Here is a 14237-nt window from a genome sequence, read left to right on the forward strand (position 1 = left end):
TCGCGATGCTTGTAATTTAGCTGTATTATGAGTATTTGATAATTAAAAGATTAGATAAATACTAAAAAAAATATTGACAAATGTAACCGATTACAATACGATACCAGTTAGGAAATTGAATTTATTATGGTTGTCTAATTTAGTTTATGGAGAGGTGCTAGTTATGGATCAAAAAGTTTCAAATTCTGACGTTGTTCCACAGAAGCCTAAAAATATGGTTCCGTGGAATGAGCGTTTTTCATATAGTTTAAGTGATTTTGCATGTAATTTATCATTCCAAATGGTTGGTACATACTTAATGATTTTTTATACCGATACATTTGGTATTAGTGCGGCAGCTGTTGGTACGTTATTTTTTGTTGCTCGCTTCTTTGACGCCGTTGATGGACCAATTTGGGGTATTTTAATTGATCACACGCACACTAAGTTTGGTAAGAGTCGTCCGTATTGGCTGTGGTTCTCAATACCATTTGCAATTTTCTGTGTGCTAGTTTTTACCACACCAAACTTAGGTTTAACTGGTAAGTTAATTTGGGCATATATTACTTATATTGGTGTTGATGTTTTGTATTCCGCAGTTAACATTCCAATTACTTCGATTTTGCCATCATTAACAAGTAACCCACAAGAACGTGTTGTTCTTTCGACAATACGCCAATTTATGGGAACTGCTGGTGCTGCAATTATTACTGGGATTACATTAACTATGGTTGCAAAATTTGGTGGAGGCTCAACTACTAGTGCTCGTGGCTGGTTTGTCTGGGCATTAATTGTTGCTATTATTGTTGTGATTTTATTTGCAATCGTTTTCAAAAACACTAAAGAACGTGTGCAAACTAAGAGTTCTCGGAAATCGATTCCAATTAAAAAATCACTTAAGGCATTGCGTCGCAATTGGCCATGGGTAATTATTATTTTTATTAACTTTATTTATTGGTTGGGTATGCAAACTCGTTCTCAAGTTACGGTATATTTTTTCAAATACAATATGCATAATATGGGATTGGCATCATTAGTGCTTAGTCTTCAATTTGTTTCTTTAATAGCCGTAGTTTTGACACCGCTTACAGCTAGATTAATTGGTAAACGTAATACTATGCTTGGTGGTATGATTCTTGCCTGTGTAGGTCAATTACTTTTGGGACTAGGTGCTGCACATCTTAGTGTTCCAATTATTATTGGTGCAACGTTAGTTGGTTATATTGGAACTGGATTCGTTTCTGGATTAATAGCCGTTATGTTAGCTGATGCTGTTGATTACGGTGAATGGAAAAATGGAGTTCGTGCCGAAGGAATTGTTACATCATTTTCAAGCTTTAGTGCTAAATTAGGTATGGGTTTTGGTGGTGTAATTACAGGTTGGATTTTATCAGCAACCGGTTACGCTGCTAACCATGCACAAAATGCAACCGCTTTACATGGTATAGAGTTGAACTATATTTGGGTTCCATTGATCGGCTTTGCTCTTTCAGGGCTTGCATTAGCCTTTTATAAGGTTGATGGAATTGAAAAGCAAATGTTAAGCGATTTGTCTGTTAAGCATGAACGTGAAAATGCTGAAGACTAAGATTAAAAATTAAGATTTAATCATAATTAAATTAAAAATAACCTGTAACAATCCTTTAGTGGGTTTGTTACAGGTTATTTTTTATGCAATAAAGTGATTTTTAAATTAATAATTAGTACTTTGTATGAGTAATATTTGATATATTATGCTATTCCTTGATTGCATCTGGATAAGTTGTTATAAAATCAACTGCGGCACCACGTAGATTTGCAGCGTCGGTATATTTACAAACGACGAGGTTGGGTGTAATGACACCAATCTTGCTTTGTTGCTGGCATAATTCAATTTCACGATTTAGGTTACTAATTAAGTGATCGTTGTTGGATATTCCACCACCAATAATAATTTTTTCGGGATCAAAACTGTATTGTAAGTTAAAAATAACTCGAGCCAGTGTACGATAAAAGTAATCAACTTCTTTTTTTGCAAGCAGATCTCCTTGCTCAGCTAAATCAAAAACTTCTTTTCCTTCATAAACCTGTCCGTTATTTTTTTCCTTAGTAAATTTTTGCCCAACTTTAACTGGTGAACCAACATCACTTAATATATGTGAATTATCAACTAGCATATAGCCAAATTCTCCGCCTAATAAGTGTTTTCCGTGCCAAATGTGATTGTCAAAGATAACAGCACCGCCAACGCCAGTCCCAAGGACAATGAACAGTAAATTATTAACATCTTTACCGGCACCGTCTGTTACTTCAGCAAGTGCAGCACAATTTGCATCATTTTCTATTGTTACTGATAAACCGAGTTGTCGTTCTAATTCGGCTTTGATATTAAAATAATGAATATAATTAAGCGCACTAGTGCCCTCAATTTGGCCAGTTTGTTTATTAACAGCACCTGGTATGCTAATGCCAACTCCAACAATTTGGGCCTGGTCTCTTAGTGATGCAACGTGAATTTTTAAAACTTTGTAAAAATCTTCAAGGTTATCAGGAGTTGCTTCAGAATTATATTTTTTTAAATTAGTTCCATCCCACGTACCGAATTTAATACTTGTACCACCTACGTCAATCAAAGCAATTTTTTTCATTTAGTTTCGCCTCCAAATGTTTGTGAAGAATGGAAGTAGAGGTTGAAATTACGGTCGAAAAACTTGGTTGTTGAAATAACGAAAGCGATATTGTTACCATGATAGTTGATTTGGGTTAGTGCCAGTAATGTTTCCGTGGTAGTAATTCCAGTTAATGCAAGCTCTTGCTCAGTGAGATTGGCAACTTTAACATAATTTTCTGCACTATTAACTGTTAAGTTGTAATCACGCTTAATGGCTGAAAAAATTGATTTTTCGGCATCCTTGACGGTGATCTGAGGGATCTGACTTTTTAAATAATAACTATCCTCAAGACAATAATTTGTGCCATCTAATTTACGTAAACGAAGAATATGGGTAAGCGGCTCGCCGATTTCAATGTGCAAATGTTCGGCTTGAAATTGGTCGGCTGTCGTAACTTCAAAAATAAGAACTTTTGAAGTTAAATTTGCGTTGATGGCTTTCATTGCTTTTCCCGCACCAAGTGATAAGTTAACAACAGGTACTTCATCATCTATGGTAATTTGATTCACGAAGTAGCCGCTGCCTTTAATACGGCGCAGCAAACCTTGTTGACAAACTTCATCAATTGCCTTTCGAACTGTATTACGACTTACACTGTAGTGATCTGTTAATTTAGCTTCACTGGGAAGCTTGTCAGTATACACGTGGTTATTGATTTGTTGAATAATATCTTCGGCGATATCATGATACATATTTCTCAACTCCTAATAGATTAAGTTAAAAGCACGCTTGTCAAACTTGTACCTACAAGTTATAATAGCACATAATGAAAGCGGTTAACATATGGAGGCTAAAACTAATGAAACAAATACAAGGATACCAGATGCCAAAAGACTTTTTATGGGGTGGCGCCGTCGCTGCTCATCAATTAGAAGGTGCGTGGCAAGCTGACGGAAAAGGCGTCAGCATTGCCGATGTCATGACCGGTGGTAATAAAGAACAAGCACGTCAAGTTACTAAAACAGTTGAAAAAGGTAAGGTATATCCTAATCACTGGGGAATTGATTTTTATCATCAGTATCCACAAGATATCAAGTTGTTTGCTGAAATGGGTCTGAATTGTTTCAGAACTTCAATTGCATGGACTCGTATTTTTCCAAATGGCGATGAAAGTGAGCCAAATGAAGCTGGTTTAAAGTTTTATGAAAACTTGTTTGATGAATGTTTAAAAAATGGAATTCAGCCTGTGATTACTTTGTCACATTTTGAAATGCCTTATCATCTAGTTAAAGAATATGGTGGTTGGCGCAATCGCGAGGTAATTGACTTTTTTACACGTTTTGCAGAAGTCTGTTTTAAACGATTCCATAATCAAGTGAAGTACTGGATGACGTTTAATGAAATTAACAACCAAACTAGTTGGGCTGATCCGCATCACTTGCTTCAAAACTCTGGCTTGATTTTAAATGATGATGAAAATTTGGAAGAAGCAATGTTCCAGGCAGCACATAACGAATTTATTGCGAGTGCTAAAGCCGTCAAAATCGCCCATGAAATTGACAATAATTTACAAGTTGGAGCGATGGTTGCCATGAGCCCAATCTACCCAATGACAGCTAAACCAGCTGATATTTTAGAAGCTCAACGAGCCATGCAAACACGATATTATTACGGGGATGTTCAGGCGCTTGGAGAATATCCAGCGTGGTTAATTAAGTATTGGGATCGTCACGATTATCATATTGAAATTAGTGATTTAGACCGTCAAATATTACGTGAGGGTACAGTTGACTATATGGGCTTCAGTTATTATATGTCTTTCGCTACTAAAGATAACGGTGATGAAGAATTGCATTTCAATGAAAATACTGACCTGGTTGATAATCCATATCTTGAGAAGTCTGATTGGGGATGGCAAATTGATGCCAAAGGTCTTCGCTATGGGATGAATTGGATGAATGATCGTTGGCATAAGCCTCAATTTATTGTTGAAAATGGGTTTGGTGCTTATGACAAATTAACCGATGACGGAAAAATACATGATGATTATCGAATTAAATATTTCCATGATCATATTCTAGAAATGGAAAAAGCCGTCGCAGAAGACGGCATTGATTTGATTGGTTATACTCCCTGGGGTCATATTGATTTAATTTCGGCTAGTACTGGGGAAATGAAAAAACGCTACGGTATGATTTATGTCGATCAAGACGATGAAGGGAATGGTAGCTTAAAGCGTTTGAAAAAAGATTCATTTTACTGGTATCAACAAGTAATTGCATCACGTGGTGAAAATTTAAATTTTTAATGATGCAAAATTAACCTAATTTGTTCCATGTCTAAAATGTTATGAATAACAAGAGAACATCCACCTAATAATGTTGCAAAATGTACATCTTTTGAGAAAACTAAGGGTGGAACTAATGACATGTTTGATAAATTAAGCTGGATGATTCGGAGTAAGTCAGGTAGTTCATTGATGATTTTTGAGTTGAAGAAAATCATTTGTGGATCAAATGCGATAATTAGGTGATTCACGATTAATGAAATGTGGTAACAAAAATCATCTAAAATTTGACTGACTTCTGGATTCTGCTGGCTATATGCGAGCGCCATATCTTTTAAAGTAAACTTCTTGCCTAAAACGGCTTGAAGTTTTTCTTTTACTCTTTGTTCGGACCATTCATCCTCAATTGGTTTAAGTTGAGATAAGGGTACGTTTTCGCGATCTTCTTTGAAAATCATGTGACCAACATCACCGGCACGGCCAAAGTATCCTTTATATAATTGGCGATTAATTAAAATACCAGCACCAATGTGTTTGCCAATTGTTAAAGAAACAATATTAACTAGTTCTTGTTGGCTAAAATCTTGTTCAAAAATTGCTGATAGATTGGAGGCATTTTCAATTACAACGGGAACGTCAAATTTTTCTTGAAGGGCATTTTGCAAATTGAAATTACCAGCTGACTCAAAAGGTGAATCAATTATATTGCCACGATAGACGTAGCCTGGAATGGCAATCGAGATTCCGCATAAACCATTTTCAGTTTCGAAGTCGGGTAACTCAGCTAAGTTATCACTGATGTTTTCGAATAATTCTTCGAGTGTTGTTGCATTTACTTTATTAACCGTGTATTCAAGTGTTCGTCCATCAAATTTGTTAGCCATTGTTTCGATTTGATCATCCGTGACGCTGAAGTTTGCAACAAAACCAAATTTGGCGTTTAGTTGGACTAATTCTGGACGACGGCCACCACTAGTAGTGCTTTGACCTTCACCAATGCTAGAAATGAAATTATCTTTCATTAAATCGTTAATGATATTGGAAACAGTCACTTTATTTAGTCCTAATTCTTGTGAGACTTCATTACGAGAAATAGGTCCTTTATTGATAATTGTTTGAAAAACAGATCGGTTGTTGGCATTTTTCATGGTGTCTTTTTTAATGACCATTAAATTTTGCTCCTTTAAAAATTAAGTAATCAAAGCGCGAAATGCCACAATTGATTGTTAGCAGTATTATAGCCTAAATAAATACTGCATGAAAGGAAAGTTATATTAATAAAAAATAAATGTAAGCGTTGACAATTAATAATAACCCAGTTATTATATAAGCATAGTTTGAAAATAAACTTTTCAAACTAATTTGAAAGGTGGACATTAGAATGAAATTTACAGATGGTTATTGGTTAACTCGACCACAATACGAAATCAATTCTCCACAAGAAGTTTTTGAATACAAAGTTGATGGTAAAGAGTTAACCGCCTATGCACCATATAATAAAATTAAAGTTCGAAATGATGAGTTGAACTTGGGTATGACGACTGTTAAGTTGTCTTCACCAATTGAAGGAGTAGTTGGTGTTAAGTTAATTCACTTTGACCAACCAACTCAAGGACCTAGTTACGAATTATCTAATGAAGATCCAGACGTTAACATTAAAACCAGTGATGAAGAAATTTCATTAACTTCTGGTCCTTTAACCGCTAAAATGCCTGTTCGTGGCGATTTCAAGATTGAATTTGAAGCGGATGGTCAAGTGTTTACAGCTTCAGAGCCTAGTGCTGAAGGTGAGGTTACTGATAATAAAGAAAAGAAACATTACATGCGTGAAAAGTTATCAATCGACGTAGATGAATTAATCTATGGAATGGGTGAACGTTTTACACCGTTTGTTAAAAATGGTCAAACAGTTGATATCATTCAAAAAGATGGTGGTACCGGTAGTGAGCAAGCTTACAAAAATATTCCATTTTATTTGAGTAATAAAGGTTATGGGGTATTTGTTAATCAACCTGAAACGGTTTCGTTTGAAGTCGCTTCCGAAGATGTTGATAAGGTTCAATTTAGTGTCGAAGGACAATCAATTGAATATTACGTTATTTATGGTCCAACACCAAAAGAGGTTTTGAATCGCTATACACGTTTAACAGGTAAAGTTACATTACCTCCAGCATGGTCATTTGGTTTATGGCTTTCGACATCATTTACCACTGATTACAGTGAAAAAACTGTTATGGGTTATATTGATGGTATGCAAGAACGTCACATTCCGTTGGATGTGTTCCATTTTGACTGTTTCTGGCAAAAAGGTTTTGAGTGGTGTAATTTTGAATGGGATAAAGATATGTTCCCAGATCCAGAAGGTTTGATTAAGAAGATTCATGATAAGGGCGTTAAAGTTTGTCTTTGGATCAACTCTTATATCGGTCAAAAATCACCGTTATTTAAAGAAGCTAAAGAAAAAGGTTACTTTATTAAACGTGAAGATGGCAATGTTTGGCAATGGGATCTTTGGCAAGCCGGGTTAGGAACAATTGATTTTACCAATCCTGATGCTGTTAAATGGTATCAAAGTAAGTTGAAAGTATTACTTGATATGGGTGTTGATTGCTTTAAGACAGATTTTGGTGAACGAATTCCAGTTGAAGATGCTGTTTACTACGATGGATCTGATCCAAAACGTATCCATAATTATTATACCTACCTATATAATAAGACTGTTTTTGATTTATTAGTTGAAGAAAAAGGTAAAGATGAAGCTGTCTTGTTTGCCCGTTCAGCAACAGTAGGGTCACAAAAATTCCCAGTTCACTGGGGTGGAGATAACTTATCACGTTACAAATCAATGGCTGATTCATTACGCGGTGGTTTATCATTCTTACTTTCTGGATTTGGATTCTGGAGTCATGATATTGGAGGATTTGAAGAATCAGCAACGCCAGATATTTATAAACGCTGGACCCAATTTGGCTTGTTGTCATCACACAGCCGTTATCATGGTAGTATTGAAGCTCGTGTTCCTTGGAACTTTGATGAAGAAGCAGTTGATGTTACTCGTAAGTTTGTTGATTTCAAGCTTTCGATTATGCCATATCTGTATACTGAAGCTGTTAATACTTCAGAAACTGGTACTCCATTAATGCGTCCGGTCTTTATGGAATACTTGGAAGATAATAACGCATATCATTTGGATAAAGAATATATGCTGGGTAGCAAGTTGTTAGTTGCCCCAATCTTCAATGATAAGGGCACCGTTAACTATTACTTACCAACTGGCAAGTGGACTAATGTCTTGACTGAACAATACTATGACGTTACTGAAGGTGGTAACTGGTTTACTGAAACTTACGATCACCTGAACTTACCATTATTAGCACGTGAAAACAGTATCCTAGTTCGTAATGAAGCAGCTGTTCACGCTGATTATGATTACACTAAGGATGTTACAATTCATCTTTACAATATGGCTGAAGGAACGACTGAGCAAAAAGTTGTTGATAATCATGGTAAAGATGCGGCTAAGGTAACTGTTACTCGTTCTGGTAATCACTTTACGGTAAAAACTGATGGTCTTAGCAGCGTTAAGGTTAGTGTTCATGAGGCTGGTAAAATAATTGAAGAAAAAATTGGTGAATTTGATATTTAGCTCAATTTTATTAAAATAATGGATTATATAAAAAGCCTGCAAATTTGCAGGCTTTTTTGTTCGATAAGTGTCAAACCTCTGTTAAAATTGTAGTTACATTTAAATTTGGAGGAGACCATGGCGCGTAGACGAAAGCGAAGAAAAATAAAGGTATCGGTCACAACGATAATTATTGCATTAGCCATCGCAATTTTTGGTGGTTACACGCAAATGAACAATCAATCGACCGAAACAACTAAAACAACGACTAGTGTTTCAAAGGAAAATTTACAGAAATTAGATTATGATGGCCAACAGGTTGTAAACGTAAATAACGGGAAACCAACCTTTACTAAGGATGATTTAAGTATTGCGCATGGTAGCTGGCAGATGTTTAGCGACTTAGATTCACTAAATCGAGTTGGAACAGCGAATGCCATTTTGGGTAAAGAGTTGATGCCCACTAGGGAACGTGATCCTTTGTATATTCAACCAACTGGCTGGCATAACAAACAAGTTAATTCAGATGGTAATCGAATTTGGTTATACAATCGTAGTCATATTATTGGCTTTCAATTAACGGGTGAAAATAATAATCCGAAGAACTTAATGACGGGGACGGCGAGCATGAATGCTCCGGGAATGGAAGAGTATGAAAGTCGGGTGGCTAAGTATATTAAGGCAACCAAGCATCATGTTCGTTATCAAGTTGAACCAATCTTCCGCGACAATGAATTGTTAGCTCGTGGGGTTCACATGCAGGCACAATCAATTGAAGATGATCAAATATCATTTAATATCTATATTTTTAATATTCAAAAAGATGTCACGTTAAATTATAATGATGGGACCAGTGTTCAAAATTAAATAATCTTCAATTAGACATAATGGTTGAAAAATAATTCACGCTTGTAACCATCTAAATCGGTTAATTACAATAAATGGCTTCATTCCAGATAAATACAGGAATGAAGCCATTTAATAACATATATTAAATTTTATACACTTTTGCTTCATAAGGTCGCAAGGTTGAACCTAAATCTTCAGTGTAGTTCGAGATTAACAGTGTTTTTTTAATTGGTAATTGATAATTTCTGGTAATTGTTTGATTGGTGAAGTTTAATATGATGACTAACTTAGTATCAGCATTTTCACGGATATAGGTAAAAACATCTTCGTCCAATTCATTACCATCTATTAATTGATAGCGACCGTCTGTGATAACTGGCATAGTATGACGTAATTTAATTAATTTTTGATAGTAGTGAAAAACCGAGTTCTCATCTGCTAATTCAGTTTTGACGTTAATTTCTGGATAATTAGGATTGACGGCTAACCAAGGTTGTTGTTGGCTGAATCCAGCATTGGTACTATTATCCCATTGCATGGGGGTTCGAGCATTATCACGTGAGTGAAGCTTAATATAATTCATCATGGTTGTTGATGAGACTAATTGTTCATCATTAACAAGTTGCTGATAGATATTAAGAGTTTCTAGATCTTTATAGTCAGTTAAATTATCGAAATTAGCATTAGTCATTCCTAATTCTTCACCTTGATAGATATAAGGGGTACCTTGCATAAAGTGCAACATGGTTGCTAGCATTTTAGCTGAAACAACACGATATTCAGGACAATCATTACCAAAACGAGAAACGACTCTAGGCTGGTCGTGATTATTCCAGTAGAGCGAATTCCATGCTTTATTAGTTAATGCTAATTGCCATTTTGTTAGATTAGCTCTTAATTCACTAAGTGTTGTACGTCGGTCCCCCCATTTACCCAAGGCTGGATTTTTATTTGCATCTAAAGACATATGTTCAAATTGGAAAACCATATTTAATTCTGTACTGTCTAGATTAGCATATTTTTTAGCATCATCAGGAGAAGCAGCGGGTGTTTCACCAACAGTTACGAGGTTATGATGCTTCATAACATTTTTGTTCATTTCTTGTAAGTATTGATGGATTTTATGACCGTTGCTAACAATTGGTTCAACATCTGCGTATGTTTCGCCGAGATCGACGGAACCATCTTGAAATTTAGCTGGTTTTGATATTAGGTTAATGACATCCATTCGGAAGCCATCAACACCTTTATCAGCCCACCAGTTCATCATGTCATAAACAGAATGTCTCATTTGAGGGCTTTCCCAATTCAAGTCAGGTTGTTCCTTAGCAAACAGATGAAGATAATATTGACCGGATGTTTTGTCTAAAGTCCAAGTAGATCCTGAAAAATAAGAACCCCAATTAGTTGGTTCATGACCATCGACTGGATCGCGCCAAATATAAAAATCACGTTTAGAATTGTTCTTACCTTGGCGACTAGCCTTGAACCATTCGTGTTCATCAGATGAATGATTGACGACTAAATCCATCATAATTTTCATATTTTTTTGATGAATTTTATCTAACAACTCTTGAAAATCAGCCATTGATCCAAAGTCAGGTTGGATAGCTTGATAGTCACTAATATCATAACCATTGTCAACGTTTGGTGAGCGATAGATTGGATTGAGCCAAATAATATCAACACCAAGTTCTTTGATGTAATCTAGACGATTGATGATACCACGTAAATCACCAATACCATCGTTATTACTATCTTGAAAACTTTTAGGATAAATTTGATAAACAATTGATTTTTGCCACCAGTTATTAGTAGTCATGAGATTTCCTCCAGCTTTTACGCAAACGTTTGCGTAAAATTATAAAAAATTAATCAGTAGTTTTACCACTGATTTGTAATCGCTTACAAAGACACTGTAATTCATTTTATTATTCTTGTCAATTGCTGATATAATATTAATTAATGGGGGATGGCATGAAAACAATTAAAGATATTGCAAAAGTCGCTGCGGTTTCACCTTCTACGGTTTCACGAGTTTTAAATAACAGTGGTGGATACAGTGAAAAAACTAAACAAAGGATATTAACCATTTCAAAGCAGCTTAATTATCAAAAAAATGAGTATGCTTCAAGCTTAGTATCGACTCAAAAAGTAAATGTTATTGGAGTTATTGTTACTAATGCTAAATCAAGTTTTTCAACAAAAATTATTGAAGGCGTTGAAGATTTTGGGTATCAAAAAGATGCTCGTATTTTATTAGCGCATTGTGGTATGTCAGATAATGAACGATTACGAAAATGTATCGATTTAATGTTGAGACAGAATGTAACTGGGATTATTTCGATTTCAGTTCAGTTTGATGAAGATAATTTAGCGTACCTTAATAAATTTGATATGCCATTAATTTCGATTAATGTGGTTGTTCCGGGTTATCCATCGATTACGATTAATAATTACCAAGCAGCTTATCAAGCGACACAGTTCATAATTGAACATGGTCATCGACAAATTGCACTAGTAGGAGTTAAGAAAGATGATCTACAAACTGGTTATAATCGTATTGATGGTTATTCAAAAGCGCTAATGGATCATAAAATTACGATTGATCAGAATCTAATTATTGATGGTGATTTTTCATTTGATTCAGGGCGTAAATCTTTTGAAACTCTTCTGAAATTACCCAAAATGCCAACAGCAGTCTTTGCCGCGAGTGATGATACAGCGGCGGGGATTATATCCGGGGCTTATGAACATGACTATAACATTGCCGGTGAATTATCGATTATGGGATTTGATAATTCGAAAATTTCAGAAATGATTACACCACAATTGACAACGGTCGTGCAACCATTTTATGAAATGGGTGAATTAGCTGTCAAAGAAATTTTAGATAGTAAACCGGAAGCAAGCGTGGTATTACCAGTCAATATTATTGATCGTGGTTCAGTATTTAAAACAATCTCAAAGTACACAAGTAATAATTAATTTAGTACTTGTGTACTTTGAGATTGTTTTATTGTACAAACCTATTCTTATTAGAATGCATTAAGTAAGATATTAATTTTATGGTATGTAGAGGGGTTACTTATTAAATTATTTTCGATATTTAAAATAAAATGCCAAGGCAATTAGCAATAGTAAGACACAAATTGTGAGGCCGGGGTTTTCTTTTAGTAACATATGAAGTGCATGGTATTGGCCAATTCCGATAGGTAGTGTAAAATGCATATAATAATCACCTTTCTAGTAAGAGGAAATGATAAGAGGGAATGTTTAATGGTTTTGGAAAGTTTATGGATGATAAATTGGTTCATTATTAAGAATGCGATAGTGTTGATTGTGGTATTGAATATTGTTTTTTCAGTCTTTACGGTTTTCCGGGAAAAACGTGATATTTCAGCAACTTGGGCATGGCTATTAGTCTTGATTTTATTACCAGTCGTTGGGCTAATTATCTATTCAATTATTGGCCGAAAGTTACCACAGAAGCGATTAAGCCGATTACAGGTAGATGAAGAAAAAAATATCAAGGCAGCAATTGAGGCCCAAAAAGTAGAGATTGAAGCCAATCAAATGACTGCTAAACGATTAGAAGAATCTGAATATCGGTTAGTAACTTTCTTTCAAAATACAGATGATGCTTTTTTATCAAAGGAAAAACAAGTTTCGTTATTTACCGATGGGACGCGCCTTTTTGAGACGATGATTAATGATATTCGGGCAGCAACCAAGCATATTCATATTGAGTTTTATACATTTTACAATGACCGAATTGGAAATGCAATTTTAAAAGAATTAGAAAAGAAAGCTCTTGAAGGTGTTGAAGTTCGTGTGTTGTATGACTCATGGGGTTCAATGGGCACCACGCGTAAGTTTTTTAGTCAATTACGTGCTAATGGTGGTTTTGCTGAACAATTTTTGGGTGTTGGATCAAACATTTTAAACTTGCGATTAAACTTTCGTAATCATAGAAAAATTGTGGTTATTGATGGTGAAATTGGTTATATCGGTGGCTTTAATATTGGTGATCAATATTTGGGTCGGGATAAAAAGTTTGGTTATTGGCGAGATACGCATTTACGAATTGAAGGTAAAATATTATCGTTACAATCGCGATTCTTACGGGATTGGAGCGCTACGAGTAACAAAATTAAAATTACGGATTACTCTAAATATATTCAAATCAATCGGCCGAATGGTGATCGACAGTTACAAATTGTTTCAAGTGGTCCAGAACATGATTTAGAGAAAATTAAATTGGGATATATTAAATTAATTAATATGTCACAAGAAAAATTATGGATTCAATCACCATATTTAATCCCAGATGACAGTGTGTTGGACGCTTTAAAATTATCGATTAAATCAGGGGTTGATGTCCGAATTATGATTCCGAATAAGCCGGATCATCCATTTGTCTATCGAGCTTCACAATATTATGCTCGCGAATTAGCTATTGCGGGGGCCAAAATTTATTTTTATGAAAACGGGTTTATGCATGCAAAAACGATGGTTGTTGATGGAAAAGTTGCATCAGTCGGTTCGGCAAATATGGATTTTCGTAGTTTCAAACTAAATTTCGAAGTGAATGCCTTCTTATATGATCGTCAAATGGCAGATGAACTAGAAGATGCCTTTTTGGATGATATTAAAGTTAGCAAAATGATGACGCCAAAAGATTTTGAAGAACAATCATTTGGCTTACGAGTGAAGCAAACTTTATCACGGCTGTTAGCGCCAATTTTATAACCTAATTAAAAGATATCCATCAGACTATTTTAGTCAGATGGATATCTTTTATGAGTTAATTTTGAAAAAAATGGTACGTTAACTAGTGTTAAGTAATTCTTAATTAGTTTTAAATCCTTGATAGATAAGGGTTAAGAGCTATGGATAATAAAAG

Annotated in this window: 10 protein-coding genes; 6 read left to right on the top strand and 4 right to left on the bottom strand. The window is 35.1% G+C overall.

All coding sequences use genetic code 11. The annotated features are described in order from the left end of the window. Window positions 1–163 precede the first annotated feature (163 nt). The gene (locus tag FC70_RS06845) at window positions 164–1567 is read left to right on the top strand and encodes a glycoside-pentoside-hexuronide (GPH):cation symporter (protein WP_057890247.1); all 1404 of its coding nucleotides are present in this window, start codon (window positions 164–166) and stop codon (window positions 1565–1567) included. A gap of 148 nt (window positions 1568–1715) precedes the next feature. Here the strand turns inward: FC70_RS06845 and FC70_RS06850 are convergent, their stop codons facing one another. Together FC70_RS06850 and FC70_RS06855 are read right to left on the bottom strand one after the other, a co-directional pair. Beyond that, the gene (locus tag FC70_RS06850) at window positions 1716–2606 is read right to left on the bottom strand and encodes an ROK family protein (protein WP_057890248.1); all 891 of its coding nucleotides are present in this window, start codon (window positions 2604–2606) and stop codon (window positions 1716–1718) included. After that, window positions 2603–3322 carry a GntR family transcriptional regulator gene (locus tag FC70_RS06855; protein ID WP_057890249.1) on the bottom strand — a complete coding sequence of 240 codons (720 nt, stop codon included), beginning with the start codon at window positions 3320–3322 and terminating at the stop codon, window positions 2603–2605. The genes FC70_RS06850 and FC70_RS06855 overlap by 4 nt, the downstream gene beginning before the upstream one ends. 107 nt (window positions 3323–3429) lie before the next feature. Here FC70_RS06855 and FC70_RS06860 point away from each other — a divergent pair, with 107 nt between their 5' ends. Then, window positions 3430–4878 (top strand): 6-phospho-beta-glucosidase, encoded by a 1449-nt coding sequence (locus FC70_RS06860; protein WP_057890250.1) that lies wholly within the window; start codon window positions 3430–3432, stop codon window positions 4876–4878. On the opposite strand, the gene FC70_RS06865 is transcribed toward FC70_RS06860, so the two are convergent. Next, a complete protein-coding gene (locus FC70_RS06865) occupies window positions 4875–6026 on the bottom strand; it encodes an ROK family transcriptional regulator (protein ID WP_057890251.1) in 1152 nt (383 codons plus the stop codon). The two genes, FC70_RS06860 and FC70_RS06865, sit on opposite strands and share 4 nt — an antisense overlap. Before the next feature lie 212 nt (window positions 6027–6238). Between FC70_RS06865 and yicI the strand changes: the two genes are divergently transcribed. Both yicI and FC70_RS06875 read left to right on the top strand, forming a co-directional pair. Then, window positions 6239–8503, top strand: coding sequence for an alpha-xylosidase (gene yicI, locus FC70_RS06870; RefSeq protein WP_057890252.1), 2265 nt, complete (start codon window positions 6239–6241; stop codon window positions 8501–8503). Window positions 8504–8620: 117 nt separating this feature from the next. Then, complete coding sequence (locus FC70_RS06875; protein WP_083478670.1) at window positions 8621–9349, top strand: DNA/RNA non-specific endonuclease; 729 nt, start codon at window positions 8621–8623, stop codon at window positions 9347–9349. A gap of 124 nt (window positions 9350–9473) precedes the next feature. Here FC70_RS06875 and FC70_RS06880 read toward each other — a convergent pair whose 3' ends face one another. Next, window positions 9474–11153 carry an alpha,alpha-phosphotrehalase gene (locus tag FC70_RS06880; RefSeq protein ID WP_057890253.1) on the bottom strand — a complete coding sequence of 560 codons (1680 nt, stop codon included), beginning with the start codon at window positions 11151–11153 and terminating at the stop codon, window positions 9474–9476. A gap of 155 nt (window positions 11154–11308) precedes the next feature. Here FC70_RS06880 and FC70_RS06885 point away from each other — a divergent pair, with 155 nt between their 5' ends. Then, window positions 11309–12319, top strand: coding sequence for a substrate-binding domain-containing protein (locus tag FC70_RS06885; protein ID WP_057890254.1), 1011 nt, complete (start codon window positions 11309–11311; stop codon window positions 12317–12319). 291 nt (window positions 12320–12610) lie between these two features. Continuing rightward, window positions 12611–14083, top strand: a complete 1473-nt coding sequence (gene cls, locus FC70_RS06890) for a cardiolipin synthase (protein WP_235804084.1) — start codon at window positions 12611–12613, stop codon at window positions 14081–14083. Window positions 14084–14237: the final 154 nt, after the last annotated feature.

It is taken from the genome of Paucilactobacillus oligofermentans DSM 15707 = LMG 22743 (assembly GCF_001434315.1).
Classification (GTDB): domain Bacteria; phylum Bacillota; class Bacilli; order Lactobacillales; family Lactobacillaceae; genus Paucilactobacillus; species Paucilactobacillus oligofermentans.

What these genes read in the sequence shown, in the direction of transcription:
- FC70_RS06885 (WP_057890254.1), top strand. Translation starts at nt 11,309, where the DNA reads ATGAAAACAATTAAAGATATTGCAAAAGTCGCTGCGGTTTCACCTTCT.
- FC70_RS06850 (WP_057890248.1), bottom strand. Translation starts at nt 2,606, where the DNA reads ATGAAAAAAATTGCTTTGATTGACGTAGGTGGTACAAGTATTAAATTC.
- FC70_RS06875 (WP_083478670.1), top strand. Translation starts at nt 8,621, where the DNA reads ATGGCGCGTAGACGAAAGCGAAGAAAAATAAAGGTATCGGTCACAACG.
- FC70_RS06865 (WP_057890251.1), bottom strand. Translation starts at nt 6,026, where the DNA reads ATGGTCATTAAAAAAGACACCATGAAAAATGCCAACAACCGATCTGTT.
- FC70_RS06855 (WP_057890249.1), bottom strand. Translation starts at nt 3,322, where the DNA reads ATGTATCATGATATCGCCGAAGATATTATTCAACAAATCAATAACCAC.
- cls (WP_235804084.1), top strand. Translation starts at nt 12,611, where the DNA reads ATGGTTTTGGAAAGTTTATGGATGATAAATTGGTTCATTATTAAGAAT.
- FC70_RS06880 (WP_057890253.1), bottom strand. Translation starts at nt 11,153, where the DNA reads ATGACTACTAATAACTGGTGGCAAAAATCAATTGTTTATCAAATTTAT.
- yicI (WP_057890252.1), top strand. Translation starts at nt 6,239, where the DNA reads ATGAAATTTACAGATGGTTATTGGTTAACTCGACCACAATACGAAATC.
- FC70_RS06860 (WP_057890250.1), top strand. Translation starts at nt 3,430, where the DNA reads ATGAAACAAATACAAGGATACCAGATGCCAAAAGACTTTTTATGGGGT.
- FC70_RS06845 (WP_057890247.1), top strand. Translation starts at nt 164, where the DNA reads ATGGATCAAAAAGTTTCAAATTCTGACGTTGTTCCACAGAAGCCTAAA.